Source organism: Hyalangium ruber (assembly GCF_034259325.1).
In the GTDB taxonomy this organism is placed as follows: domain Bacteria; phylum Myxococcota; class Myxococcia; order Myxococcales; family Myxococcaceae; genus Hyalangium_A; species Hyalangium_A rubrum.
Window position 1 is genome coordinate 305,378 of sequence record NZ_JAXIVS010000003.1, and the last position, 24,266, is coordinate 329,643.

A 24,266-nucleotide genomic window follows, 5' to 3' on the forward strand; every position below is an offset into this window, starting at 1 on the left:
AGGCTGAACATGGACTCTCGGCCTCGAGGTGGGCACGGCATGTGCCTGAGCGTCCCTGGAGCAATGGAGGTGCCACCGCCCGCTCCTCGGGAGAACAGGAGCCACCCGCCGGCTTCCTGGACAGGGTGTCGGATTTCCGGCGGGCCTTCCGCGCGGCCTTCCGGCGCCCGCATGCGTACCTTCTTCCCAAGCGCTCCCGGCACAGGCCTTGCTGTCCTTCCGGATGAGCCGCCACGCCTCCCGCGTCGGCCAGAGGAGGGGCCATGCGCCGCGCCGTCCTGTTGTTCCTCGCGCTGATGGTTGTCCTGAGCACCTTGCTGGGCCTCCGGCTCGTGCGCGAGCGTCGTGCCGCAGAGGGCCCTCCGGGGGGTTCGGGCGTGGTGGAAGGAACCACCGTGGACGTGCGCTCTCGCCTCAATGCCCGCGTGCTCCAGCTCCACGTAGAGGAGGGCGCCCGGGTGGAGAAGGGCACCCTCCTCGCCTCCCTCGACTGCACCGAGCCCGAGGCCCTGCTGGCCGAGGCGGAGGCCCGGCTCGCCATGGCCCGCGCCCAGGCCCAGGCCGCGGAGGCCACCGCCCTCGCCTCCTTGCGCGCCAGCGAGGCATCCAGCGCTCAGGCCGCGGGCACCGAGGCCCAGCGCGAAGCGCTCGCCGCCCAGCAGGGGCTCGCCACCCGCCAGGCCGAGCGCATGGAGCAGATGGGAGAGGCCACCACGGTGGCGGCGAGGGATCAGGCCCGGGCCCAGGCGGATGCGCTGAATCAGCAGCTCGCCGCCTCCAAGCACACGAGCGCCGCCGCGGGCCGCCAGGCGCGCGCCGCCGCCCAGCAGGAGCGTGCCAGCCGTGAGCAGGCCTCCGCCGCCGCCCAAGGCACGCAGGCAGCCGAGGCCTCCCTGCGCCGCGCCCGCTTGTCCGTGGCGGAGTGCGAGCTGCGCGCGCCCCAAGCCGGCACCGTGGAGACGCTCGTATTGGAGGAGGGCGAGCTGGCCCTGCCCGGCACCGTGCTCGCGCGGCTGGTGGACACGCGCCGCCCCCGCGCCACCTTCTATCTGCCCAACGCGGAGCTGGCCGCCGCGCGCCCCGAGCAGCGGGCAACGGTGCGCGCGGACGCATACCCGGAGCACACCTTCTCCGCCCGTGTCATCACCGTGGCGCACCAGGCCGAGTTCACCCCGCGCAACGTGCAGACGCGCAGTGACCGGGACCGGCTCGTCTACCCGGTGGAGGTCCGCATCGAGGATCCAGAAGGGCTGCTGAGGCCGGGCATGCCGGTGGACATCACCCTCGATCCCGGGCGCGAGGCGGTGGCGGAGCGACGGCGATGAGCGCACCCGAGGTGGAGCTGTCCGGCGTACGCAGGAGCTTCGGCGCCACCCAAGCCCTGCGCGGCGTGTCGCTGGCGGTGCGCCGAGGGGAGGTCTACGGGCTGGTGGGGCCCGACGGCGCGGGAAAGACGACGGCCATCCGCATGCTGGCGGGCCTGCTGCGCCCGGACGAGGGGCACGCGCGGGTGCTGGGAGAGGACCCCTCTCACCCCAGCAGCCCCGTGCGCGAGCAGCTCGGCCTGGTGCCTCAGCGAAACAGCCTCTACGGCGACCTGAGCGTGGACGAGAACCTGCGCTTCTTCGCGCGCCTGTTCGGCCTGTCCCGGGCCGACTTCGCGACCCGACGTGAGCGCCTGCTGTCCATCACCCGGCTGGAGCGTTTCACGGAGCGGCGGGCGGATGCGCTCTCGGGAGGCATGTACAAGAAGCTGGCGCTGGCGTGCGCGCTGCTGCACCGGCCGCGCGTGCTGCTCTTGGACGAGCCCACCAACGGCGTGGACCCGGTGAGCCGCCGCGAGCTGTGGGAGCTGCTCTACGGGCTGGTGCATGAGGGCATGACGCTGGTGGTGTCCACGCCCTACATGGACGAGGCGGCGCGCTGCCACCGCGTGGGCCTGCTGTACGCGGGGGAAGTCATCGCCGAGGGCGCGCCCCGCGAGCTGGCGCGGGCACACGGCGTGGCCCCCGGCAACTTCGAGGCGGTGTTCCTGGAGCTCATCCGTGGGAGGGCCGCATGAACGCCATCGAGGTGGAGCACCTGACGCGCCGCTTCGGCGGCTTCACGGCGGTGAACGACGTGAGCTTCTCGGTGAGCGCCGGAGAGATCTTCGGCTACCTGGGAGCCAACGGCGCCGGCAAGTCCACCACCATCCGCATGCTGTGCGGGCTGTTGAAGCCCTCGGGAGGACAGGCGCGGGTGGCGGGCTTCGACGTGGCGCACGAGCCCGAGCGGGTCAAGGGTGGCATCGGCTACATGTCCCAACGCTTCTCGCTCTATCTGGACCTGAGCGTGCGCGCCAACCTGGAGTTCTTCGCCTCTGCCTACGGGGCGCACGGCGCCACCCTGCGCGCGCGCATCGACGAGATGTTGGAGCGCATGCAGCTGGGCGCGGTGCAGGACGAGGTGACGGGGGCGCTGCCCGGCGGCATCCAGCAGCGCGTGGCACTGGCGAGCGCGGTGCTGCACCGGCCCCGCATCGTCTTCCTGGACGAGCCCACCGCGGGAGTGGACCCGTTGCAGCGGCGCGGCTTCTGGCAGCTCATCCGCGAGCTGTCCGCGCAGGGCACCACCGTCTTCGTCACCACACATTATATGGATGAGGCCGAGTACTGCGGGCGCATCGGCATCATGGTGGACGGCAAGCTGGTGGCCCTCGACACGCCCCAAGGGCTCAAGCGGACGCACGCGCCGGGGCGGGTGCTGGAGGTGCGAGGCCCGGGCCTGGCTCGAGCCCTCCAGGGTCTCAGGGAAGAACCAGGCGTCCTGGACGTGAGCCCCTTCGGAGCTGGAGCCACCGTGCGCGTGGACCCGGCGCGGCTCCCTCCGGAGTCGCTGGCGGGGCTGCTGCGGTCGCGGGGAATGGACCCGCTGGAGATGGACGAAGCCGAGCCCACGCTGGACGACGTCTTCCTGGCCCTCACCTCGGCCGCGGGTCGGACGGAGTGACGCGCCATGGCCTCCGCCTCCTCTCTTCGCCGCACCCTGGGTCGTACGCTCGCGATGGCGGGCAAGGAGGTGCAGCACATCCGCCGGGACGTGCGCACGCTGTACCTGGCCCTGGCCATGCCGGTGCTGCTGCTGGTGCTCTTCGGCTTTGGCATCAGCTTCGACGTGGACCACCTGGAGCTGGCGGTGGTGGACCAGGACCGGAGCACGGCCTCGCGCGAGCTGGTGCGCCACCTCACCGCGGGAGGTGAGTTCACCGTCGTCCAGGAAGGCACCTCCTCCGAGGAGGCCCTGCGAGCCCTGCGACGGGGACAGGCGGTGGCTGCGCTGGTGGTGCCCCACGGCTTCTCCCAAGAGGTGAGCCGGGGCGGCGCCCGGGTGCAGTTGCTGGTAGACGGCGCGGACGGAAACACCGCCAATCAAGCGCTCGCCAAGGCCCAGGCGTTGGTGGACGTCGCCTCGCGCAGGCTGGCTCCGGCGGGTGCGCCCCTGCCCTCCCCCCCGGTGGAGGTGCGACTGCGCACGCTGTTCAATCCGACGGGCCGCTCGGCGCTGTTCCTGGTGCCGGGCCTGGCCGCCTACCTGCTGGCCATCGTCGCGGTGCTCATCACCGCGCTCACCGTGGCGCGGGAGTGGGAGCGCGGCTCCATGGAGCAGCTCTTCGCCACGCCGGTGGGGCGCATGGAGATCGTCGTGGGCAAGCTGCTGCCCTACCTGGGCATCGGCCTGCTGCAGGTGCTGCTGGTGCTCACGGTGGGCGCGTGGGTCTTCGATGTGCCGGTGCGCGGCAGCCTCGGGGTGCTGGGGCTGGGCGCGCTGCTGTTCCTCATCGGAATGCTGGGCCAGGGGCTGTTCATCTCCGTGGTGACACGCAACCAGGTGGTGGCCACGCAGATGGCGACCATGACGTCGGTGCTCCCCTCCATGCTGCTATCGGGCTTCATCTTCCCCATCGAGAACCTGCCGCTGCCGCTGCGGCTGCTGAGCAACCTGGTGCCGGCGCGCTACTTCGTGGGCACGCTGCGGGGGGTGCTGCTGCGCGGCAACGGCCTGAGCGAGCTGTGGCCCCAGCTCGTGGCGCTCACCCTCTTCGCGGCGCTGATGCTGGTGGCCGCCATGGCGCGCTTCAAGCGCCGGCTGGACTGAGAGGAGTCCTGTCCCATGCATCCACTCCTGGTGCAGTACCGCGCGGTGGTGGTGAAGGAGGTACGGCAGACGATGCGCGACAAGCGCGTGCTGGCCCTGCTCACCGCCGCGCCCCTGGTGCAGCTCTTCGTGCTGGGCTTCGCCGTCAACTTCGACGTGCGCCACGTCCCCACCGCCGTGGTGGACCGGGACCGCTCCGAGGAGAGCCGGGCCCATGCCCAGAGCCTGCTCGCGGGGGACACCCTGGATCTGAAGATGGAGGCCCGGGACGAGCGCGCCGCCGAGCAACTCCTGGAGCAGGGAGACGCCTCGGTCGCGCTGGTGTTCCCTCCCGACTTCCAGAAGAACCTGCTGCGCGGCGAGAGCGCCAGGGTGCAGGCCCTGGTGGATGGCTCGGATCCGGTGCGCTCGGCGACGGCCGCAGACGCCGTGGCCCGGCACGCGGCGGCGCGGGCGGTGGAGCACCTGAGCGCCCAGGCCCAGGCCCGAGGAGAGGCGCTCCCCAGGCCAGCGGTGGAGCTGGCCCCGCGCGTCCTCTACAACCCGACGCTGTCCACGGCGGTGTATGTGGTGCCCGGCATCATGGCCATGCTGCTGCTCATCGTCACCACGGTGACCATGGCGATGGGCCTGGCGCGCGAGCGCGAGAGCGGCACGCTGGAGCAGCTCCAGGTCACCCCGCTGCGCCCGGGTGTGCTCATGGTGGGCAAGGTGACGCCGTTCATCCTCGTGGGGCTGGCGGACGTGGGGCTGGCGCTCGCGGTGGGCACCTGGGTGTTCGGGGTGCCTCTGCGCGGCAGCCTGTGGCTGGTGGCGGGGGTGACGCTGCTCTACGTCATGTCCACCCTGGGCGTAGGCCTGCTCATCGCCACGCTGAGCCGCACCCAGCAGCAAGCCTTCGTGGGGGGCTTCCTCTTCCTGCTCCCCGCGGTGTTGCTGTCCGGAGTGCTCACGCCGCTGCGCGGCATGCCGGGCTGGTTGGTATGGCTCACCTGGCTCAACCCGGTGCGCTACTACGTGGAGGTGCTCCGCGGTGTGCTGCTCAAGGGCGCGGGCCTGGGGGACCTCTGGCTCCAGGTGCTGCTGCTGGCCACCTTCGGGGCGACCGTGCTGGCGGTGGCGGCGCGGCGCTTCCACAAGACCGCGGGGTGAGGCCCTGGCGCGAGGCGTGCAAGGCGTCCCAGCCCATGCGCTATCTCATCCTTGCTTCCGTCGTGTTCCTCTCGGGTTGCTGCGTCGCTCGCGAGGAGCTCTCCCAAGAGAAAGAGGACGCCCAAGCCTGCGAGCCGGGGGACACCTGCGTCCTCGCCGGCTCGTCCCAATGCACGTGTGCCAGCCCCGTCAACGCCTCCAAGGCCAAGGAAATCGACTCCATGGCCGACAACGTCTGCTGTTACGGCAGTGCCGTGGACTGCGTGGCCTATACCAACCCGCGCTGCGAGAACGGGCGCTGCGTGGCCGACACTTTCTGAGCGGCCCCTGCCGCCCGAGTCACATGGCCTCGAAAATCCGAGGGCTCAGTAGGTCCAGGGGAAGCGCTTGAAGTTGCGCTTGCGCTTCTGGACGAAGGCGTCGCGGCCTTCCTGGGCCTCCTCGGTGCCGTAGGCCAGGCGCGTGGCCTCGCCCGCGAAGAGCTGCTGGCCCACGAGCCCATCGTCCGGCAGGTTGAAGCCGTACTTGAGCATCTTGATGGCCGTGGGGCTCTTGGTGTTGATCTCCGCCGCCCAGTCGAGCGCGAAGTCCTCGAGCTGGGCGTGCGGGACGACGGCGTTGACCATGCCCATCTGGAAGGCCTCTTCGGCCGAGTAGTTGCGACCGACGAAGAAGATCTCCCGGGCGCGCTTCTGGCCGATCTGCCGCGCCAGCAGCGCCGAGCCATAGCCGCTGTCGAAGCTGGCCACGTCCGGGTCGGTCTGCTTGAAGACCGCGTGCTCCTTGCTGGCGATCGTCATGTCGCACACCACGTGCAGGCTGTGGCCGCCGCCCACCGCCCAGCCTGGCACCACGGCGATGACCACCTTGGGCAGGAAGCGGATTTGCCGCTGCACCTCGAGGATGTGCAGGCGGCCCAGGCGCGCCGGGTCCACCTTGCCCTCGTCCCCCTCGTACTTGTAGCCATCCTTGCCGCGGATGCGCTGGTCTCCGCCGGAGCAGAAGGCCCAGCCACCATCCTTGGGCGAGGGCCCGTTGCCGGTAATGAGCACACAGCCCACGTCCGTCATGAAGCGCGTGGCCTCCAGCGCCGTGGACAGCTCGTCCACCGTGCGAGGCCGGAAGGCGTTGCGCACCTCGGGACGGTGGAAGGCGATGCGCACCGTGCCCTGATCCACCGCGCGGTGGAAGGTGATGTCCTTGAACTTGAAGCCTTCGACGGCTTGCCAACGGGCGGGGTTGAAGATGCTCGACACCATGGAGTCGCTCCCTGAGAACGAGGGGGAAATCAGCCAGCGACCCTACCAGCCCACGCCTAGTTGTTCACGGCTTCATGGCCCGGCTCCCGCTCCGCGCTCTCCTGAGGATCGGGCCGCTTGTCCCGCATGGTGACGAACTCCTCGGCCGCCGTGGGGTGGATGCCCACCGTGGCATCGAGCTGCTGCTTGGTGACACCACACTTGAGGGCCACCGCCAGCCCCTGGACGATCTCCGGCGCATCCACCCCCACCATGTGGAAGCCGAGCACGCGCTGGGTGTCGCGCTCCACGATGGTCTTCATCATCGCCCGCTCCTCCCGGCCGCTCAGCGTGTACTTCATGGGCCGGAAGCTGGACACGTACACGTCCAGCTTGCCGTGGGACTCTCGGGCCGCGAGTTCGGTGATGCCCACCGTCGACACCGGCGGCTGGCTGAACACCGCCGACGGCACCCCGGAGTGGTCCAGCTGCATCGGGTTGTCATTGAAGAGCGTCTCCGCCAGCGCCCGGCCCTCGGCGATCGCCACGGGCGTGAGGTTGAGGCGGTCCGTCACATCTCCCACCGCGTAGATGCTCTCCACCGAGGAGCGCGAGCCGGCGTCCACCATCACGGCCCCACGCTTGTCGAGCTTCACGCCCAGCTCCTCCAGCCCGATGCCACGAGTGTGGGGGACGCGGCCGGTGGCGAACATCACCGCATCCGCCTCCAGCGTGTCACCCATCGTGGTCAACACGCTCAACGTGCCGTCCGCCCTCTTCTCCAGGTCCCGGACGAAGACCTCGGAGCGGATGTCGATGCCCTTCTTGCGCATCTCCTGGGTGAGGAACGAGCGCACGTCATCATCGAAGCCCCGCAGCACCGTGTCGCCGCGGATGAGCACCACCACCTTCACGCCCAGCGCGTTGAAGATGCCGGCGAACTCCACGCCGATGTAGCCGCCACCCACGATGATGATCCGGCGCGGCAGCTCCTTCAGGCTCAGCGCGCCATCCGAGGTGATGACGTGCTCGATGCCGGGCATCTCGGGCAGGAAGGGACGCGAGCCCGTGGAGATGAGGATGTGGGCGGCCGTGTAGCGCTTGCCGGCCACCTCCACCGTGTGCGGATCCACCACGTGCCCGCGGCCTTCGATGAGCTGCACACCCGAGTCCCGTAGCAGCCGCTTGTACACGCCGTTGAGGCGGTCCAGCTCCTTGTCCTTCGCCGCCTGGAGCTTCTTCCAGTCCAGCGTGGGCTCGGGCACGGACCAGCCGTAGCCCGCGGAGTCCTCGAAGTCGTGACGGAAGTGGGCGCCGTAGACCAGGAGCTTCTTGGGGACACAGCCCCGGAGGACGCAGGTGCCTCCCACCCGGTCCTCCTCGCAGATGGCCACCTTCGCGCCATAGGAGCCGGCTCTGCGGCTGGAGGCCACCCCGCCCGAGCCCGCGCCAATGGTGAACAAGTCGAAGTCGTACTGGGGCATGTGCCGCCTCCTCGTCCCGAGCCATGGGACCCGATGAGGCGACCTTAGCCATCCTCAGGCGCGCGCGCCGTCCCAGTCTTCCACCTCGTAGAGGAAGCGTGAGCCACCCATCAGCTTGCGGTTGTTGGACGTGCTCTGAACGAACACCACGTACTTCTCCAGGTTGGCGGGGCGGATGCGCACCGTCTCTCCGGGCGGCAGCCCCAGCATCTCTCGGGCCCCGTCCCCGCTGAACAGGTCGCCCGTCTTGCGGTCCATCAGGACGATCTCCTTGCGGCCCTGAATGGTCTCCGTCTTGGTGAACTCGTAGAAGCCACGGCCCGGCTTGAACTTCAGGCCGTTCTCGGTGACGAAGTTCTTGATGGGCGTGTCCCCATCGACGTCGAGGAACTGGAAGCGGCCCGGAGCCACCGCGCGCAGGTCCGTGGAGGCGTAGACCGTCGGCGTCTCACGCTTGAGCATCGTGTTGAACACGCTGTTCAGGCCACGGCTCATGCGGCCCTCCTTGGACACCTCCGACTCGTAGGCCTGGAGCTTCATGTCTCCGGACTGCTTGAGGCAGATGGCCAGGACCGTGTCGGTGATGTACGCGAACTGATCCAGGCTCAGGTGGAATCCGCCCGACTTCTGCGCCAGCTCCTTGTAGAAGGGCGTCGCGTGGCGGCGGTTGAGCGCCTGCACTCCGTACACGGGGATGCCCATGTTCCCCAGCGCGTTCACCTCGTCGCGCCAGTCCAGCTTGCGCGGGTTCTGCTTCGGCCCGTGCGGCACATCGTCGCCGATCAGCACGAAGGCCTTGGTGTACCCGGGCGTCCACGACAGCTTGCGCGCCTGGTTCAGCACCAGCTCGTAGCACTCGGGCGCGTCGCCGCCGCCAGTGGGCTCCACGCGCTCCACGAAGCGCACGATGGCGTCCTTGTCATCCGTCAGGTCGAGGATCTTCGTGACATACGTGGAGCCCTCATCGCAGTAGTCACCGTGCGCGATGATGCCGATGCGGATGCCAGGAATCTCTTTCGCGAGCCGCGTCACGGTGCTGCCCAGCTTCTTTCGCACCTGCGCCAGACACGGATACATGCTGCCCGTGGTGTCAAAGCTGAAGACAACCTCGACGCGATTATCAATCACCGCAGTGCCCATTTTCCCCTCGGGTTCGATTGGCTGAACGGGCACAGGAATACTCAGTACGTCTGACAAAAAATCCGCTTTGCCAGAGCACGTTTACGCGTCTCGAAATGCCTCCCGTGAAAGGTCAGACCCACGTGTCAGGGCCCTCGTCGCTGTCCCGTAAGATGGCCCCGCCATGGACGCGGAACTCGAACACCTGAGGCGCAAGGCCCGGCCGGATGATCTCGCCTCCTTGCGACGATTGGATGCGGCCCTCCAACGCACGGGATGGCGCGTGGAGGGAAAGACGATCCGCGAGTGGATCGCGGATTTCGTCCTCGCGGCCCCGGGCAGCTACCCCACTCCAGACCCCGCCGAGATGGTGCTCAAGGCGGGCCTGGCTGCGGTGCCCGCGCTGGTGGACACGCTGCGCACGAAGCAACTGGCCGCGAAGAACAAACTCGAAACTCGGATCCGTACTCACTGCGTCGATGTCCTGGCGCGCATGGAGCCCACGCCGACCTGTGCTGTCCCCGCGCTGCTGGAGACCCTGAACGTTCCGAGCGCCCAGTTGCGGCAGATGACGCTCTATGTGCTGTCCCTGTTTCACGTGTACCCCACTGCGCTGGCCGTCCGAGCGCTCCTCACGTGCCTGGGCAGCAAGCACGAGCTCGGTGTCCGGATCCAAGCCGCGCGCACCCTGTCCTTCCTCGAAGGAGCGCTACCCGAGGAGGTCCGCCGCGCCGCGCTCTCTCGCCTGACGGATTCGGACAAACGGGTGCGCCGCTACTCCCTGCGGATCCTCGCGCGGTTTCCAGCTCCAGATCCGGAGATCTGCACCGCGCTTGAGGAGCAGATCATCCTGGATGACGCCAATCGGATCGAGGCCCTGCGCGCGTTGGTGGAGTTCGACACACCGCGAGCGTTCGAGCTCCTACGGGAGGAACTGCTGCGACTGAGTTCCCGGCACGATGAGCGCAGCCTCTCGGAGTGCGCGCGAGTCCTCCAGCTCATCGGCTCTTTGGGCGCCAGAGCCGAGCCCCTCCTGCCGGTGCTTCGCGGCCTCAGCGTCTCCAGCTCGCTTGCGTTCATCTTGGAGGCGGCCGTCGATGGCATCCTCCGAGACCAGCTCTTCACCCAGACACGCACCCACGGCGCCGAACCGCTCCAGGATGAGCGCGCCGTGCGCCTTCTCCAGGATGTCGTACCCCAGGATCCTTCCGAGCCCCTGGAGCGAGCGCTCACCCGCTGGGCCGCGGGCTTCATTCCCTACGGCCATGAGCTGTGCGTGCGCATGGCGCTGGCCGCCGCGCGCCGCGTGGTGGGCCTCTGGGATTCCTCCTATGCCCTGAACGACGGTCCCCGAGAGGCCCTCTTCGCCCTGGAGGACTGGGTGTTGGACCCGAGCGAAGTGTCCGCGAGACGGGCAGTGAACCGAGGCGATCTCGTCCCCAGCCAGCTCAGCGCCCCGGATGAGTTCTCGGCCTCCTGGTCCGTCACCTTCGCCACCCTCTGCGCGCCCACCGAGGAACAACGGGCCGAGTGGGCCGCCCATGCCCAACCCCTGGGGTCGGCGGAGGGAGGCTTCCTGGGTTCGGCCGTCCTCAGCGCCTGCCGCGCGCTGCGCAGCGCCTCGGTGATCACCTTCGCGGTTGGATCCCGTGAAGAGCCCTCACGACTCACCATGGTGGATGCCGTCCGCGAGGTGCGACAGGCCATCGTGGCCGAACTCCTACCCTGGATCCGGGGCACCTGGGACCCGGTGCTGGATGTCGCCCGGCGCCGCCGGGAGCTGCTCGCCCGGCCGGTCGCTTCGACAGGCCGATATCCCCCGTGATGGATCTACAATGAGCGCCCTATGGGCCGACTCGCATCGCTCTCCCTGATCCTTCTCCTAGTCGGAAGCGGGTGCCTGCCAGACTCTCGCGAAGCCGCTGTTCGGGTCGAGGTGACCTACACCTTCAAGGCCGGGTGCATCACCGTCGTGGCGCGTGACGCCGAAGCCTCGGAGCAACAGGTAGCGGATCAGGTCGCGGTCCTCGCGCGAGGCCCCTCGACGGTGCGCTTCGCCGTCTACCGTGAGGAGAGCTGGAGCCACTCGCTCGATCTCACCATCACCGCCCGAGAGCAGTCGTGCGAGGGACCGGTGGTGGCCGAGCAGCTCCGCAAGGTCGAGCTCCGCAAGGCCCGGGTCGAATCGCTCGCAATCACCCTGGAGGCCCCGGACACGGATGGCGACGGCTACGTGCCCACCACCCACGGGGGCACGGACTGCGATGACTCCCAGGGAAGCGTCCACCCTGCCGCCACCGAGGTCTGCGACAACCTGGACAACGACTGTGACGGAACCCCGGATCAAGGCGTGGGCCCGCTCTGGTACCCCGACCAGGACGGCGACACCTTCGGAGACAGCACGGCCGCACCGATCAGGAGCTGCACGCAGCCCGCCAGCACCCCGCGCTACGTGCAGGACAACACGGACTGCCGGGACTCGAATGACCAGGTCTACCCTCGCGCCAGCTCGGCCCCCGAGACCTTGTGTGACGAGGTGGATGACGACTGTGACGGGCAGGTGGACGACGGCTTCGCCCTCAAGGGCGCGGGGTGCAGTGAGCCGTGCTCCGGGCAGTACGTCTGCAATGCCAGCCGCAACGCCCTGGCCTGCAACGGGCCCGTGCCGGACATGTACTACCAGGACGCGGACAATGATGGGGCGGGGACTCCGAGCACCGCGGTCACCGTGTGTCCCGGCACCCCGCCGCCGGCGGGGACGGTGCCCAACGCACTGGACTGCGACGACCAGGATCCACTCAACCGGCATGAGCGGACCGAAGCCTGCGACGGCCGGGACAATACCTGCGACGGGCAGCGTGACGAGGACAACGCCTGTGACGGCAAGGGGTGGAAGGCGTCCACCGATGCCGCGCTCACGGGGAACCGGGACTGGAAGACCGTGGCGCTCGGGAACAATGGGCTGCCGGTGTGGGTGGCGGGAATGAATGGCGTGCTGGCGTTCCGCAACGCCGCGACTGGGGCATTCACGAGCCGGGATGGAACCTGCAACAACCGCAACTGGCGCGCCGCGTGGGTCCGGCCGGTCGACGGGCACGTGTTCCTGGTGGGGGACGCGGGGTACCTGGCCGAGCACACGGGCACCGCCTGCGTCAATGCGACGCGAGTGACCACGAACAACGACCTCACGGGCATCATCGGCTTCGACACGGGCACGACAACGACGCTGTATGTGGTGGATGACCGGGGCCGGCTGTACGCGTGGACTCCCGGCAGCACACCGCAGGAGCGCTACAACACGGATCCTCCCACCTACTTTGGAATCCACGGGCTGGCGTCCACCCAACTGCTCGTCGTGGGAGGCCGGGAGACCGCTCCCTTCGGCCCGCACATCGTGAGCTATCCGGGGACCGGCGCCACAGCCGCGGCGCAGACCCTGAACAGTGTCCCTGGAGGATATGGCGGGAGCCTGCGCGCCGTGTGGATGGGCGTGCCCGGCCTCGCCTATGCGGTGGGAGATGACGGGCTGATCATGAAGTGGAATGGGACGTCCGACTGGGAGCGTATCGCTCCTCCGGATGACGCCCCGACCGCGGACTTCACCAGCGTGGTGGTGCTGGACGCGGCCTCCATCTACGTCACCGACACGGACGGCCGCATCCGCCTGCGCAACGCGACCCGCTGGCTCGATCCCCCGCTCCAGGACGCGGACCGGGCGCTCTGGGACATCGCGCTCAGCTCTCCCAGGGATGTCTGGGCCGTGGGCGAGGACGGGCTCGTGCTGCACTTCGCGGAGTAGCGAGCCTCCTGCCTCTTCAGCGCGCCTCGGGCTCGGAGGCCTCCAGCAGCTTGTAGAGCGTCTTGCGGTCCACTCCCAGGAGCCGCGCGGCCTCGCTCTTGTTGCCTCCCACGTGCTGGAGCACGTGCGCCGCGTACCGGCGCGAGAGCTCCGCCAGGCTCGGCAGATCTCCCGCCAGCCCCGTGAGCTTCTTCGGCGCATCCCCGATGGGCTCTGGGAAGTCCTGCGGCCCCAGCACCCCCGTCACGTTGAGCGCCAGCGCCCGCGCCACCACGTTCTCCAACTGCCGCACGTTGCCCGGCCAGTCGTAGGCCGTCAGCCGCGCCATCGCCTCCTGGGTCACCACGGGCCGCACTCCGCCCCGCGCGTGCAGCGCCGTGAAGTGCTCCACCAGCCCGGAGATGTCCTCTCTGCGCTCCCTCAGCGGCGGCAGGTGCAGATGCACCACGTCCAGCCGGTACAGCAGGTCCTCCCGGAACAGGCTCTCCGCCACCCGTGCCTTCAGGTCCTTGTTCGTCGCCGCCACCACCCGCACGTCCACCTTCACTGGCGCGCTCTCGCCCACGCGGCGGATCTCCCCCTCCTGCAGCACTCGCAGCAACTGCGACTGCACCTTCAGCCCCACGTCTCCAATCTCGTCCAGGAACAGCGTGCCGCCGCTGGCCTCCTCGAACAGGCCGCGCCGTGCTCCCGCCGCTCCCGTGAAGGCCCCGCGCGCGTGGCCGAACAGCTCGCTCTCCATCAGCGACTCTGCGATGGCCCCGCAGTCCACGGGGATGAAGGGGCCGCCCGCGCGCGGCGAGCGCTTGTGGAGCGCCCGCGCCACCATCTCCTTGCCCGTCCCCGTCTCCCCGGTGATGAGCACCGGAACGTTGCTCGTGGCGGCGCGCGCCACCTGCTTGTACACCTCCAGCAGCGCCGGGCTGCGACCCACCAGCGAGCTGCGCTCCACCTGCTTGCGCAGCGAGCGGTTCTCCTCCACCAACCGCTTCTGTTCCAGCGCCCGCCGCGACACACGCAGGATGGCGTCCACGTCGAAGGGCTTGGCCAGGTAGTCGAAGGCGCCCTGCTGGATGCTGTCCAGCGCTCCCTCGATGTTGCCGAACGCCGTCACCACGATGACGGGTGCGTCCGGCTGCCGCGCCTTCACTTCCTGGAGCACCCGCAGGCCATCGCCCGGGTTGGGCATCGCCATGTCCGTGAGCACCAGGTCGAACGGCCCCTCCTCGGCCAGCCGCTCGGCCGCGCTCTTCGGGTCGGAGGCTCGCACCACCTCGCCCAGGCCCCCGAGCAGCCGCTGCAGCAAGTCCCTCGCGTGAGGGTCATCATCGACGACGAGAATTCGCACGGCGGTCATTGCGCCACCTGTCGGGTGGGAGGAGCAGGCGCTGGCCCGGTGCCAGCCACCTCTGGCCGTATCACGCGCGGGAGGCGAACCGTCATCTTCGTTCCCACGCCCTCCTGGGACTCGACGGCGAGCGTGCCTCCGTGCGCCTCCACCAGCCGCTTCGCGGTGGCCAGTCCCAGGCCATGGCCGGGCAGGCTCCGGGCCTCGGGTGCGCGAAAGAACGGCTGGAAGAGCGAGGCGCGGGTGGCGTCACTCATGCCGATACCGTTGTCCCCCACCTCCAGCACCGCCTCGGAGCCCGCGATGAAGACGCGGACAGTGACATGCGGTGCCGGCCGGCCCGCCGTGTACTTCACCGCGTTGGACACCAGGTTGCGCGCCACCACTTGGAGCAACTGGTTGGGGCAGTCCACCGCCACGCCCGGCGCCAGCTCGCGCTCCAGCGTTACGCCCTGCGCCGCGGCCGTCTGTACCAACTCCAGCAGCACCGTGCTCACCGCCGTGTCCAGCTCCGCCGAGGTGCGCTCCCCGCGCTTGCCGGCCCGGCAGAAGCGCAGCAGCGCCTCGATGAGTTCGCCCATCCGCATGGCGCTCGACTCGCTCTGCGCCAGCATCTCGAGCGCCCCTGCGTCCTGCACCCCGCCCGTGCGGCGGATGAGCGTGAGGTAGCCCTTCAGCGGCGCCAGCGGGCCCATCAGGTCATGCGCCACCCGACTGGTGAAGGCATCCAGCTCCTGGTTGGCCCGCCCCAGGTCCTCGAGCTGACGCTGGATGGTGGCCTCCTGGCGACGCAACACCGAGGTGATGGACCAGCCCACCAGCAGCGACACGAGGATGGCCACCAGCGTGGCGCCCGCGCCCAGCGCGGTGTTGCGCACCCGCAGTCCCGCCAGGTGCCCCACGAGCTCCTGCGCCTCGTCCGCGTTCTCCCGGGCCAGCTGCGTGGCCAGCGCGTCCACCTCCATCACCAGCGGGCGGATGCGCTCCACCAGGTGGTGCCGGGCCTGCTCCGCCTCGAGGCGGTGGGAGAAGACCGCCGCGGCGCGCACCTGATCCGCCAGCGTCTGGCAGGCCGTGGTGAAGCGCTGCCACGCCTCCTTCTCCCCGGGCGGCAGGTTGCGGGTGTAGGCCTCCGTCGATTGGCGGATGCCCGCGAGGATGTCCTCCATCACCGCGTCGGCCACCCGGCGATCCTCGTCCTTCGTGGCGCGGATGTGGGCCTCGATGGCGCTCTCCAGCGAGAGCGTGTCCACGCGGATGCGGCCGATGAGGCTGGCCCGCTCCAGGGCCTCGCGCACCAACGCGTCCACCTGACGACCCGTGCGCACCTCCGTCCACAAGGTGAAGGCCGCCACCGCCGACAGGAGCGCCACGACGAAGAGGAAGCCTGCCCGATAGCCGCCAATGGGCGCGCGCGAGCTCACCGAGGGCTCAGGGCGAAGCGCTCGCGTTGCCAGCCGGGCTCGCCGGAGCCGGAGCGGGGTTGTGGCGCCGCGCGCGCAGCAGCGCCGACTCGAACCACACGTCGGACATCTCCTCGTGCATCTCGGTCAGCTCGCGCTGCTCCACTCGAAGCTGGGCGTTGTGCTCCTCCAGGGCCTGGCGCTCCGCCTCCGCGCGCACCACGGCCCGCAACAGCTCCTCGTTGAGCGCCTGCCGACCCTGCTCGGCCTCCGCTCGCTCCAGACGCTCCACCTCCAGCGCGGCCTCCAGCGCCGCCAGCTGTTGGGCCAGCGCCTCGGCGCGCGCATGCTCCTCCTCGTACTGAAGCTGCCAGCGCTGCGACTCGCGCAGGTGCGTCTGCAGGAGCTCGGGGGGAACACCCGGGGTCGCACACCCCAGGGCGCACCCCATCACCATTGTGGTGAGGAGCAGGTAGCGCATCCCCCGCAAATCGCAGAAGTCGGGGGTTCCGTCAAAGGGCCTCCCCTTCCCCTGTGGACGACATCCACACCTTTTGAGTTCCAATGGGGAGAATCTCCCCACTCCAGCGTCCGAGGCCCCCTGCCTTCAGAGGGAGCGGGCGCTGGCACGGGGCCTGCTCTGGGATTGGGGCGCGAACGGTCGCATCCCGCGCCGTTGCTGCTCAACTCTGGAGACACACCATGAAGAGCTTCATCGCCGCCGTCGTCCTCGCCTCCGCCACCGCGTTTGCCGCTGACCCGGCCCCTGCCGCCACCGAGACCAAGGCCCCGGCCGCCGCCGAGGTGAAGGCCGAGACCAAGACCACGACCGAGAAGAAGGTCGAGGAGAAGAAGGCCGAGGAGAAGAAGGCTCCCCAGACGGCCGAGACCAAGAAGTAATTTCTCGCTCCGCTTGGAGTCACACGGGGGCGCTCTCCACACGGAGGGCGCCCTTCGTGCTTCGAGGGGCACGCCAGCAGCGCTATTCGAGCATCCGCCCGTCCTGGATGCGCAGGGCCCGCCGAGCGTGCGCGACCACGCGCGGATCATGCGTGGAGAACAGGAAGGTGACGGCCTTGTCCCGGTTGAGCGCGAGCATCAGGTCGATGATCTGCTCGCTGGTGCCGGAGTCGAGGTTGGCGGTGGGCTCATCGGCCAGCACCAGCCGGGGCTGGGTGATGAGGGCGCGGGCGATGGCCACGCGCTGACGCTGGCCCCCGGACAGCTCGTCCGGCCGGTGATGCAGGTAGGGCCGTAGCCCCACCGCCTCGGCGAGCGCCTCCACGCGCTTGCGCAGCGCCCCCTTGCTCTCACCGTCCTTGCGCACCACGCACGGGAACTCGATGTTCTCGGCCACGTCCAGCACGGGGATGAGGTTGAAGCTCTGGAAGATGAAGCCGATCTTCCGGTTGCGTACCTCCGCGAGCGCGTCGAAGTCGCGGTCCCCCACCTCTTCGCCATCCAGTTGGTAGAGGCCACTCGTGGCGCGGTCCAAGCACCCGATGATGTTGAGCAGCGTCGTCTTCCCGCTGCCCGAGGGCCCGGTCACGACGGTGAACTCGCCGGCGCTCACGTTCAGGTCCACGCCGCGCAGCGCGCTCACCTGCGTCTTTCCCAGCAGGTAGTCCTTGGTGATGCCCTTCAGCTCGATGAGGTTCTGTGCGGCCATGGCGGACTCTCAGTCACAGCGGACGTTAGCAGCCCTTCGCCGCAAGGCCGATTGCTCGCCGGACATTCGAGTCTGGAACCCATTTCTGGCAGCCACTGGCAGGAATGGATCCGGCGACCCACCCTTTCGTCCAATCCAACGGGATGTGAGGTCGGGATGCGTGCGTGGCGTGGTGCGGTGCTGCTGGGTTCACTGGTCGTGGGGTGTGGTGGAGCGCTCCCGGACATGGCGTCACAGGACACGCTCCCGCTGAGCGAGGTCGCTGAGGAACCCGCCGCCGAGCCTCGAAACGTGAGACTGCCCGGGGCGCGCTCGGTGCCGGGCACCGCACGGCGTGTGAAGGCGATCTTCGCTCCCTCCGACATGCCCGCCTGGATGGCGGAGTCGCCGGAGAGCCTGGTGGCCTTCCGCGGCAAGCTCTACTTCGCGGTCAACCGAGGCTTGGGCCGGCAGAGCCAGGAGCTGTGGATGAGCGATGGGACCGAGACGGGCACCCTCGCCGTGAAGACCTTCGCACCGCACCTCAGCCCCTTCGGCACCTGGAACTCCGTGGGCGAACTCACGGTGGCGGGCGACCGGCTCTTCTTCCAGGTCGGCGATGCGACCCATGGTCGTGAGCTATGGGCGAGCGACGGGACGAGCGCTGGGACGCTTCGGGTGAAGGACATCAGCCCGGGCGCCGAGGACTCGTTCCTGTCCGGCTTCACGGCCACGGGGAGCACGCTGCTGTTCTTCCGCTACATCCCGGCGACGCAGACCGAGGCCGAGCGCAACGAGCTGTGGAGGAGCGATGGGACGGAGGCGGGCACGGTCCTCGTGCGGGACCTGGGACCGGAGTTCTCCGTCTCCTCGATGCGGGCGCTCGTGGGGAACACCCTGTTCTTCGTCGGCTCGGACAATGCGCACGGCAGCGAGCTGTGGAAGAGCGATGGCACCGAGGCGGGCACGGTGCGGGTGCGGGACATCCAGCCGGGTCCTGACAGCGCGTATCCGTACGAGCTGCGCGCCGTGGGGCAGCACGTCTTCTTCACCGCCGAGGACGCGAGCCATGGCCGGGAGCTGTGGAAGAGCGACGGCACCGAGGCGGGCACGGTGCTCGTCGAGGACCTCAACCCCGGTCCGGAGAACGGGGGCCAGCGGCTGCTCGGAGCGGTCGGCGGATACCTGTACTTCACGACGCCCGCGCCAGCGGAGCAGGCGCTGCGCCTGAGCCGCTTGAAGCTGGACGGCGCCACCCAGTCGAAGCTCGTGAAGACGATTCCCAACCCCTACGCGGGCCAGCCCGATGCGGACCCGTACATCACCACCTACGCGGTCACGGGCGAAAAGCTCTTCTTCGGGATGGCCATCTCTACCCCGGGCCCTGCCCCGCGCGATGTGCAGCTCTGGGGGACGGATGGGACGGCGGTGGGGACGCGGCTGCTGGTGCGCCCCCTGAGCCTCTCGGATGAGTTCCAATCCTCCCTGTTCGCCGTGGAGGACTTCATCCTCTTCAGCGCCCTTGGCCCGGGCAGCGAGGGCCTGGAGCTGTGGATGAGCGACGGAGCAGCGGAGAGCCGGCCGCTGCAGGACATCTCGCCGGGGGCCTCCTCCTCGTACCCCACGGGCTTCACGCGGGTGGGCGACTCCGTGTTCTTCGTCGCCAACGACGACACGGACGCCAACCAGCTCTGGGTCCTGCCGGTGCGGCGACTGGAGCAGCGCGCGGAGCTTCGGCCCGTGGGCGCTCAGTAGAACAAGCGGGCCTGGAGCAGGACGCGATAGGAGAGCGGGACGAGTCCGAACTCGCTCACCTTCGCCCCTGTCTCCGGCACCGTGGCGGCGCGAGACGAGGGCCCGGAGAAGGGCAAGAAGCCAGAGAGGGTCAGCGTCATCCACTCGGTGGTCGCCCAGGCCACGCTCGGCGCCAGCAGCCCGGACAGGTCCTGGAGGTTGGCCACCAGGGTCGCCATCACGGTGAAGTCGTCGCGGATCTTCGGCTTCTGGAAGCTGAGGAAGGCGTAGTGCCGGGCGATGGGCTCGAAGCGGAAGCGCTGCGGCAGGCCTTCCTCCGGGTCCCCCAGCAGCTCCGCCGTCACCCGGTCCGGATCCACGCCGAGCTCACGCGCCGAGCGCAGCAGGGACAGGCCGTTGACGACGTCCTGGAACTCGGAGCGCTTAAGCCCATCCGCCTGGTAGAGGTACTCCGCCGACACGAGCGACTCGTCGGTGAACATGTACCGGGTGCCGACGAGGACGCGCGGACGCAGCCGCCCCTCGTCCAATCGGCGGCGGGAGATGAGGGGCTCGCCGCGCACTGAGCAGTCCACGGCTGCCTCCCGGCTGTCCAGGCATCCAGGCGTCGGGTAGTTCCGCGCCGAGCCCCGCCCCACCAGCGCCTCCACGTGCAGCTCGTAGTCGGTGAAGAAGTAGCGCGAGAAGGAGAAGCCCAGGCGCGTCTTGTCCTCGAAGGCGTCGCGGTAGAGGTTGGAGTGGAAGAGCATCAGGTTCACGTCCGCGTCCGCCACCAGGGCGTAGGCGCGAGCGGCCACCAGGTAGTGCAGCTCGTCGTCCCGCGCGTTCCACTCGGGATGGACGAGGAGCGCTCGTGGCAAGCCGCTCTCCTGGGAGAGCACCGCGGGGCTGGCCAGCAGCGTGAAGGTGTACGACTCCAGCGGCACCTCCACCCGAAGCATGTACGCGCCCACGCGCTGGGAGCTGGGGTCGGTCGGATCCTTCGGTGGGTTGAGCAGGTCCGTGGGGTTGTAGGCCCAGCCCGAGCCCCAGAGGACACGCTTGCGGCCCGCCAGCAGGTGGAGCGCGGGCACCACCTCATGGCTGAGGTACAGCTCACTGAGCGAGACGAAGGGGCGGGCAGCGGTGGCCTCGCGCGGGGGTACACCGACCTCGCGGCCCTCGGCATCCAGCCCTCGGTAGCGCCAGGCTCCCTGCAGGAAGAGGGAGAGATCCGCCGCCACGAAGCCGCCCGGCCGGTACTCCACGCGCGGCTGCACGTTCAGCTCCAGCAGTTGCCGCACCTCGGGCAGGGTGTCCGTGGGCAGCAGGCCCCGCACCCGCGAGCGCGTGTACTCCGTGCGGCTCTCCACGTAGCCCGTCACCTCGGCGGCCAGGGCTGGCGTGGCAAGGCACAGCAGCAGGAGGGCGCTCCAGAGAGGGCGCCTTACGCCACCTCGAGCACCGTCCACTCATGCACCTCGCCGGCGAGGGTCACCTCGATGCAGTCTCCGGCTCGGCGCCCCATCAGCGCGCGGCCCACGGGCGAGGCAGGGGTGATGACGGAGAGGAAGCCATCACCGCCGGGGCCCGTCAGCTCCGTCCCCGCTCCCACCGGGAGCAGGAAGAAGGTGCGCTCGTCGTAGCCCGTCTCGTCCTCGGTGCGCACATCCACGATGGCGCCTAGCGCCACCGGGCCCTTGCGCTCGAAGCGCGGCATTTCCGCTTCCCGGAAGGCGGTGAGGGCGCCCAGCTCCTCCTGCACGCGCCGGGCGCGGGCGGCCTGGCCCGTGGCGAGGCTGCCGTACTCAATCGCGGCCCGGCCGTCTTCCTTCTTCTCCGACTCAGTGGCCAGGCTGCGTGCAGCCTCACGCGCCTCGGCCTGGGCGCGGTTGGCAATCCGGTCACTGTGCTGAAGGCGTTCGGCGAGTTGCGCCATCAGCGCTCGCTTGTCGAGTCCCATGCCACAGGACTGTAGCGGCATGGCACGAAGGCTCCAGTTTCTGGACTGCGGGCCGGCCCGTTTCCGGTTACCAGCGGTTGTCACGCGCCTCGCGACGGTCCTCGCGCAGCTCCCGGCGGTCCTCGCGCGCCTCCTGCTTGGTGTCACGCACCTCCTTCCGGGCCAGCTGGATGAGGTCGATGATCAGCGTGCGCGTACGCTGCAGGTCCCTCGGGCGCCGGCTGCCCATGAGCGAGGACAGCTCCCGGGCGATGTTCTTGCGCGCCGACTGCGAGGCGGCCTCCACCCGGGCGTCCCGGATGTCATCGCGCCGGTCCTGCCGGTCGTCCCGCAGGTCCCGACGATCGCCGCCGTGGCGGCTGTCCCACTGCTCCGAGCGCACCTCCCGGTTGTCGCGTCGGATCTCGGCATGGTCCTGCGCCAGCTCGGCGCGGCCCTCGACCAGTTCCTGCTTCAGCAACTGCCGCAGCTGCGACTCCACCGCCACCATCTCCCGCTCCTTGCCGCGCGAGCGCGCCCGGTCGAAGTTGGCGAGCACGGCCTCCAGCTCGGCCACGTCCCGGCGGTCATCCCGAAGCTCGCGCTTGTCCTGGCGCACCTCGTGGCGGTCCTGCGCGCGCTCCTGGTGGTTGCGCCAATCCTGGGCATGGGCGGCGCTGGCGAAGAGGAAAGAAGCGGCAAGGGCACAAGCGATGCGGTTCATGGTGTTCGTCCTCGAAGAGGTTCCGTCAGGGGGGTGATTGTATTGCGGCGTACGCAGAGAAAGACGGGACGGGCAGTCCTTTATTCGAAGCCCCGTGCCTGAGTCAGTCCCACCCGCACCGACAGCGAACCCTGCTCTGAAGCTCGCCTCCTTGGGGGCTGTGCGGTTAGAACCCACTCCCTCATGGCGCCTTCCGGCCACCTTCCTTCCAGCTCCATCGGGCCCGCCTCCGGGAGTGGAGGCGTTCGTGTGAAGGTCGAAGGCCTGCGCCGCACCTTTCCGGGCAACGTCTCCGTGCTCGCGGGGATGGACCTGGAAGTGGCGCCCGGCTCGTTCGTGGCGCTGCTCGGCCCCTCGGGCTGCGGCAAGTCCACGCTGCTGCGGCTGGTGGCCGGGCTAGACCGGCCCGAGGCAGGGCACCTCTCCTTCACCCCACCGATGGTGCGCACCCAGGGCGAGCGGGCGCCCATCGCCTACGTCTTCCAGGACGCGCACCTGTTGCCCTGGCGCTCCGTGCTGGACAACGCGGCGCTGCCGCTGGAGCTGACCGGTGTAGGCAAGCCGGAGCGACAGGCCGCCGCACGCGAAGTGCTCGAGCAGGTGGGGCTCGGCGATGCCACCGAGCGCTACCCGGCGGAGCTGTCCGGCGGCATGCGCATGCGCGTGTCCCTGGCTCGGGCGCTCATCACCCACCCTCGGCTGCTGCTGCTCGATGAGCCCTTCGCCGCCTTGGATGAGCTGACGCGCGGCCGGCTGGATGATCAGCTCCGCGCGCTGTGGCGCAAGCTGGGCATGACCGTGCTCTTCGTCACCCACTCCATCTCCGAGGCCGCCTACCTGGCCGAGCGGGCCGTGGTGCTGTCGCGACGCCCCGCGCGCGTGGTGCTCGACCGGGTGCTGGAACTCCCCGAGGAGCGCAGCGCCGCCCTGCGCACCGAGGCCTCCTTCGCCCGCGAGGCCCGCCTGCTCAACGAGGCCCTGGAACAAGGAGAGCGCTGGTGAACCTCTCACTCCTGCGCGCGGCCGTTCCGCCGCTGGTTGCCCTCGTCCTCCTGCTGGCGCTCTGGGAGGGCTCGGTACGCGTGCTGGAGGTTCCGGCCTGGCTGTTGCCACCCCCTTCGGCCATCGGCGTCGCCGGAGCCAAGGAGGCGTCCTCGATCCTCGGCGCGGCGGTCACCACGGGCCGCTCTGCCCTGGTGGGCTTCGGGTTGAGCGTGGGGGTGGGCGTGCTCGTGGCCATCCTCCTGGCCTCCTCGCGGATGCTGGAGCGCGCGCTCTACCCGTACACCCTCTTCCTGCAGACGGTGCCCATCGTGGCCATCGCCCCGCTGCTGGTGCTGTGGTTCGGCCCTGGCCCTCGCGCCGTCGCGGTGTCCTCCTTCATCGTCTCGGTCTTCCCCGTCATCGCCAATACCCTCACCGGATTGCGCTCGGTGGAGCCCGCGCTGCGAGACATGTTCCGCCTCTATGGCGCGCGGCGGCTCGCCACGCTGTGGAAGCTGGAGCTGCCCGCGTCCCTCCCGCACCTGGTGACGGGGCTGCGCATCGCCTCGGGCCTGTCCGTCATCGGCGCCATCGTGGGCGAGTTCGTCGCCGGCTTCTCCGAGGGCGCCGCGGGGCTGGGAATCCTCGTCATGTCCGCGTACCGCCAGCTGCGCACGGACCTGCTGTTCGCCGCCGTGCTGGCGGCCTCGGGGCTGGGCCTGGTTTTGTTCGGCGCGGTGAGTCTCACCGGAGCCCGGCTGCTGCGACGCTGGCACCCGTCGGCCTCGGAGTCCTGAGTCCCTATCGCGGGGTCAGCGGCCGAGGTCCGCCTGGGTGAAGCGCTGCGGGGGTGCCTCCACTCCCCGCTTCAGCGACTTCAGCACCAGCTCCGAGCGACGGCTCTTCACCAGCTCGTTGCGCATCACCACCTTCGCCGGCCGCGTGTAGCCCTTCTCGAACTCGGTGTACTCGCTGAACTCCGCGCTGCGCAGCATCTGCCCGCTCGTGCCGAAGTACTGCCCCTTCACCGGCAGCCCGTCCGACTTGCGCAGCCACAGCTTGATGGCGTCGTACGCCGTCTCCGGTGACTTCGCCTTCAGCTCCAACGCCCAGGTGTCCGGCACGTCCGAGGCCACCAACTTCGCCGCGTAGTCCTTCGCGTAGCCCACCCGAAGGATGTCCGCGTTGTTGAAGTCTCCGCCCTGGAAGCTGTCCCGGTTGGCCACCCGCGTGGCCCGCTTGAGGTTGGGCAGGTACACCCACACGTTGTCCCCCGAGCGCAGCACCTCCTGCCCCTTCACGCTGGCGGGCGACTTGAACCAGATGCGCGACTTGTCGTCCTGTCCCTTCAGCATCCGCATCTCGTAGCCGCGGCTGCTGCCGTCCTCGCGCCAGGCCGTCATCTGCGACTCGGCCTCGAAGGTGCTCGGCCCCATCGTCTCGTCATAGCGCAGGAGCAGCTCCTCCGCCGTCGGGTCCGCCGCCAGCGCGGGCACAGCCACCAACAGGGCGAGCATCAGGGCTTTCATCGAAGGTTTCCTTTGCAAAAGAGGT

23 protein-coding genes are annotated in these 24,266 nt (G+C 69.5%); 12 read left to right on the top strand and 11 right to left on the bottom strand.

The genetic code is table 11. The features are described 5' to 3' along the window. Window positions 1–263: 263 nt before the first annotated feature. Genes SYV04_RS10185 through SYV04_RS10210 form a run of 6 tightly spaced genes read left to right on the top strand, consistent with a single transcriptional unit; the run spans window position 264 to window position 5,609 of the window. Window positions 264–1,325 carry an HlyD family secretion protein gene (locus SYV04_RS10185; RefSeq protein WP_321545483.1) on the top strand — a complete coding sequence of 354 codons (1,062 nt, stop codon included), beginning with the start codon at window positions 264–266 and terminating at the stop codon, window positions 1,323–1,325. Beyond that, window positions 1,322–2,062, top strand: a complete 741-nt coding sequence (locus SYV04_RS10190) for an ABC transporter ATP-binding protein (protein ID WP_321545484.1) — start codon at window positions 1,322–1,324, stop codon at window positions 2,060–2,062. The genes SYV04_RS10185 and SYV04_RS10190 overlap by 4 nt, the downstream gene beginning before the upstream one ends. Then, window positions 2,059–2,991: an ABC transporter ATP-binding protein gene (locus SYV04_RS10195; RefSeq protein WP_321545485.1), complete on the top strand. Its 933-nt coding sequence runs from the start codon at window positions 2,059–2,061 to the stop codon at window positions 2,989–2,991. Before SYV04_RS10190 ends, SYV04_RS10195 begins: the two co-directional genes overlap by 4 nt. Before the next feature lie 6 nt (window positions 2,992–2,997). Continuing rightward, window positions 2,998–4,137, top strand: coding sequence for an ABC transporter permease (locus SYV04_RS10200; RefSeq protein WP_321545486.1), 1,140 nt, complete (start codon window positions 2,998–3,000; stop codon window positions 4,135–4,137). Between the two features lie 15 nt (window positions 4,138–4,152). Continuing rightward, window positions 4,153–5,289, top strand: a complete 1,137-nt coding sequence (locus SYV04_RS10205; protein ID WP_321545487.1) for an ABC transporter permease — start codon at window positions 4,153–4,155, stop codon at window positions 5,287–5,289. A 35-nt stretch (window positions 5,290–5,324) separates the two neighbouring features. Next, the gene (locus SYV04_RS10210; RefSeq protein ID WP_321545488.1) at window positions 5,325–5,609 is read left to right on the top strand and encodes a hypothetical protein; all 285 of its coding nucleotides are present in this window, start codon (window positions 5,325–5,327) and stop codon (window positions 5,607–5,609) included. A gap of 45 nt (window positions 5,610–5,654) precedes the next feature. Here SYV04_RS10210 and SYV04_RS10215 read toward each other — a convergent pair whose 3' ends face one another. The 3 genes from SYV04_RS10215 to SYV04_RS10225 are packed head-to-tail and all read right to left on the bottom strand — an operon-like array spanning window position 5,655 to window position 9,151. Continuing rightward, window positions 5,655–6,548, bottom strand: a complete 894-nt coding sequence (locus tag SYV04_RS10215) for a 1,4-dihydroxy-2-naphthoyl-CoA synthase (protein ID WP_321545489.1) — start codon at window positions 6,546–6,548, stop codon at window positions 5,655–5,657. Window positions 6,549–6,604: 56 nt separating this feature from the next. Next, window positions 6,605–8,011 carry a glutathione-disulfide reductase gene (gene gor / locus SYV04_RS10220; RefSeq protein ID WP_321545490.1) on the bottom strand — a complete coding sequence of 469 codons (1,407 nt, stop codon included), beginning with the start codon at window positions 8,009–8,011 and terminating at the stop codon, window positions 6,605–6,607. A gap of 54 nt (window positions 8,012–8,065) precedes the next feature. After that, complete coding sequence (locus SYV04_RS10225; protein ID WP_321545491.1) at window positions 8,066–9,151, bottom strand: vWA domain-containing protein; 1,086 nt, start codon at window positions 9,149–9,151, stop codon at window positions 8,066–8,068. Between the two features lie 163 nt (window positions 9,152–9,314). Here SYV04_RS10225 and SYV04_RS10230 point away from each other — a divergent pair, with 163 nt between their 5' ends. Together SYV04_RS10230 and SYV04_RS10235 are read left to right on the top strand one after the other, a co-directional pair. Further along, window positions 9,315–10,955 (top strand): hypothetical protein, encoded by a 1,641-nt coding sequence (locus SYV04_RS10230; RefSeq protein WP_321545492.1) that lies wholly within the window; start codon window positions 9,315–9,317, stop codon window positions 10,953–10,955. A gap of 111 nt (window positions 10,956–11,066) precedes the next feature. Continuing rightward, window positions 11,067–12,929, top strand: coding sequence for a putative metal-binding motif-containing protein (locus tag SYV04_RS10235; protein ID WP_321545493.1), 1,863 nt, complete (start codon window positions 11,067–11,069; stop codon window positions 12,927–12,929). 16 nt (window positions 12,930–12,945) lie between these two features. Here the strand turns inward: SYV04_RS10235 and SYV04_RS10240 are convergent, their stop codons facing one another. The 3 genes from SYV04_RS10240 to SYV04_RS10250 are packed head-to-tail and all read right to left on the bottom strand — an operon-like array spanning window position 12,946 to window position 16,161. Continuing rightward, window positions 12,946–14,286, bottom strand: coding sequence for a sigma-54-dependent transcriptional regulator (locus SYV04_RS10240; protein ID WP_321545494.1), 1,341 nt, complete (start codon window positions 14,284–14,286; stop codon window positions 12,946–12,948). Next, window positions 14,283–15,701, bottom strand: coding sequence for a sensor histidine kinase (locus tag SYV04_RS10245; protein WP_321545495.1), 1,419 nt, complete (start codon window positions 15,699–15,701; stop codon window positions 14,283–14,285). Before SYV04_RS10245 ends, SYV04_RS10240 begins: the two co-directional genes overlap by 4 nt. A 7-nt stretch (window positions 15,702–15,708) precedes the next feature. After that, entirely contained in the window at window positions 15,709–16,161 is a 453-nt protein-coding gene (locus SYV04_RS10250; protein WP_321545496.1) for a hypothetical protein, read from the bottom strand. Between the two features lie 221 nt (window positions 16,162–16,382). Between SYV04_RS10250 and SYV04_RS10255 the strand changes: the two genes are divergently transcribed. Next, window positions 16,383–16,580, top strand: a complete 198-nt coding sequence (locus SYV04_RS10255) for a hypothetical protein (RefSeq protein WP_321545497.1) — start codon at window positions 16,383–16,385, stop codon at window positions 16,578–16,580. A gap of 82 nt (window positions 16,581–16,662) precedes the next feature. On the opposite strand, the gene SYV04_RS10260 is transcribed toward SYV04_RS10255, so the two are convergent. Continuing rightward, window positions 16,663–17,349, bottom strand: coding sequence for an ABC transporter ATP-binding protein (locus tag SYV04_RS10260; RefSeq protein WP_321545498.1), 687 nt, complete (start codon window positions 17,347–17,349; stop codon window positions 16,663–16,665). A 225-nt stretch (window positions 17,350–17,574) separates the two neighbouring features. Here SYV04_RS10260 and SYV04_RS10265 point away from each other — a divergent pair, with 225 nt between their 5' ends. Next, the gene (locus tag SYV04_RS10265) at window positions 17,575–19,083 is read left to right on the top strand and encodes an ELWxxDGT repeat protein (RefSeq protein WP_321545499.1); all 1,509 of its coding nucleotides are present in this window, start codon (window positions 17,575–17,577) and stop codon (window positions 19,081–19,083) included. Here SYV04_RS10265 and SYV04_RS10270 read toward each other — a convergent pair. From SYV04_RS10270 to SYV04_RS10280, 3 genes are all read right to left on the bottom strand, one after another. After that, entirely contained in the window at window positions 19,077–20,534 is a 1,458-nt protein-coding gene (locus tag SYV04_RS10270; protein ID WP_321545500.1) for a hypothetical protein, read from the bottom strand. The genes SYV04_RS10265 and SYV04_RS10270 overlap by 7 nt on opposite strands. Next, complete coding sequence (locus SYV04_RS10275; RefSeq protein ID WP_321545887.1) at window positions 20,510–21,025, bottom strand: GreA/GreB family elongation factor; 516 nt, start codon at window positions 21,023–21,025, stop codon at window positions 20,510–20,512. Before SYV04_RS10275 ends, SYV04_RS10270 begins: the two co-directional genes overlap by 25 nt. A 67-nt stretch (window positions 21,026–21,092) precedes the next feature. Further along, complete coding sequence (locus tag SYV04_RS10280) at window positions 21,093–21,728, bottom strand: hypothetical protein (protein WP_321545501.1); 636 nt, start codon at window positions 21,726–21,728, stop codon at window positions 21,093–21,095. 249 nt (window positions 21,729–21,977) lie between these two features. Here SYV04_RS10280 and SYV04_RS10285 point away from each other — a divergent pair, with 249 nt between their 5' ends. Both SYV04_RS10285 and SYV04_RS10290 read left to right on the top strand, forming a co-directional pair. Then, a complete protein-coding gene (locus tag SYV04_RS10285; protein ID WP_321545502.1) occupies window positions 21,978–22,730 on the top strand; it encodes an ABC transporter ATP-binding protein in 753 nt (250 codons plus the stop codon). Continuing rightward, a complete protein-coding gene (locus SYV04_RS10290) occupies window positions 22,727–23,509 on the top strand; it encodes an ABC transporter permease (protein ID WP_321545503.1) in 783 nt (260 codons plus the stop codon). Before SYV04_RS10285 ends, SYV04_RS10290 begins: the two co-directional genes overlap by 4 nt. A gap of 15 nt (window positions 23,510–23,524) precedes the next feature. Here SYV04_RS10290 and SYV04_RS10295 read toward each other — a convergent pair whose 3' ends face one another. Continuing rightward, complete coding sequence (locus tag SYV04_RS10295) at window positions 23,525–24,241, bottom strand: outer membrane lipoprotein-sorting protein (RefSeq protein ID WP_321545504.1); 717 nt, start codon at window positions 24,239–24,241, stop codon at window positions 23,525–23,527. Window positions 24,242–24,266: the final 25 nt, after the last annotated feature.

Bases quoted from the DNA above. Each gene is read 5' to 3' on its own strand.
- SYV04_RS10200 (WP_321545486.1), top strand. From the start codon at position 2,998: ATGGCCTCCGCCTCCTCTCTTCGCCGCACCCTGGGTCGTACGCTCGCG.
- SYV04_RS10255 (WP_321545497.1), top strand. From the start codon at position 16,383: ATGAAGAGCTTCATCGCCGCCGTCGTCCTCGCCTCCGCCACCGCGTTT.
- SYV04_RS10240 (WP_321545494.1), bottom strand. From the start codon at position 14,286: ATGACCGCCGTGCGAATTCTCGTCGTCGATGATGACCCTCACGCGAGG.
- SYV04_RS10265 (WP_321545499.1), top strand. From the start codon at position 17,575: ATGGCGTCACAGGACACGCTCCCGCTGAGCGAGGTCGCTGAGGAACCC.
- SYV04_RS10275 (WP_321545887.1), bottom strand. From the start codon at position 21,025: ATGGGACTCGACAAGCGAGCGCTGATGGCGCAACTCGCCGAACGCCTT.
- SYV04_RS10210 (WP_321545488.1), top strand. From the start codon at position 5,325: ATGCGCTATCTCATCCTTGCTTCCGTCGTGTTCCTCTCGGGTTGCTGC.
- SYV04_RS10295 (WP_321545504.1), bottom strand. From the start codon at position 24,241: ATGAAAGCCCTGATGCTCGCCCTGTTGGTGGCTGTGCCCGCGCTGGCG.
- SYV04_RS10190 (WP_321545484.1), top strand. From the start codon at position 1,322: ATGAGCGCACCCGAGGTGGAGCTGTCCGGCGTACGCAGGAGCTTCGGC.
- SYV04_RS10280 (WP_321545501.1), bottom strand. From the start codon at position 21,728: ATGAACCGCATCGCTTGTGCCCTTGCCGCTTCTTTCCTCTTCGCCAGC.
- SYV04_RS10250 (WP_321545496.1), bottom strand. From the start codon at position 16,161: ATGCGCTACCTGCTCCTCACCACAATGGTGATGGGGTGCGCCCTGGGG.
- SYV04_RS10195 (WP_321545485.1), top strand. From the start codon at position 2,059: ATGAACGCCATCGAGGTGGAGCACCTGACGCGCCGCTTCGGCGGCTTC.
- SYV04_RS10225 (WP_321545491.1), bottom strand. From the start codon at position 9,151: ATGGGCACTGCGGTGATTGATAATCGCGTCGAGGTTGTCTTCAGCTTT.
- SYV04_RS10230 (WP_321545492.1), top strand. From the start codon at position 9,315: ATGGACGCGGAACTCGAACACCTGAGGCGCAAGGCCCGGCCGGATGAT.
- SYV04_RS10205 (WP_321545487.1), top strand. From the start codon at position 4,153: ATGCATCCACTCCTGGTGCAGTACCGCGCGGTGGTGGTGAAGGAGGTA.
- gor (WP_321545490.1), bottom strand. From the start codon at position 8,011: ATGCCCCAGTACGACTTCGACTTGTTCACCATTGGCGCGGGCTCGGGC.
- SYV04_RS10185 (WP_321545483.1), top strand. From the start codon at position 264: ATGCGCCGCGCCGTCCTGTTGTTCCTCGCGCTGATGGTTGTCCTGAGC.
- SYV04_RS10215 (WP_321545489.1), bottom strand. From the start codon at position 6,548: ATGGTGTCGAGCATCTTCAACCCCGCCCGTTGGCAAGCCGTCGAAGGC.
- SYV04_RS10260 (WP_321545498.1), bottom strand. From the start codon at position 17,349: ATGGCCGCACAGAACCTCATCGAGCTGAAGGGCATCACCAAGGACTAC.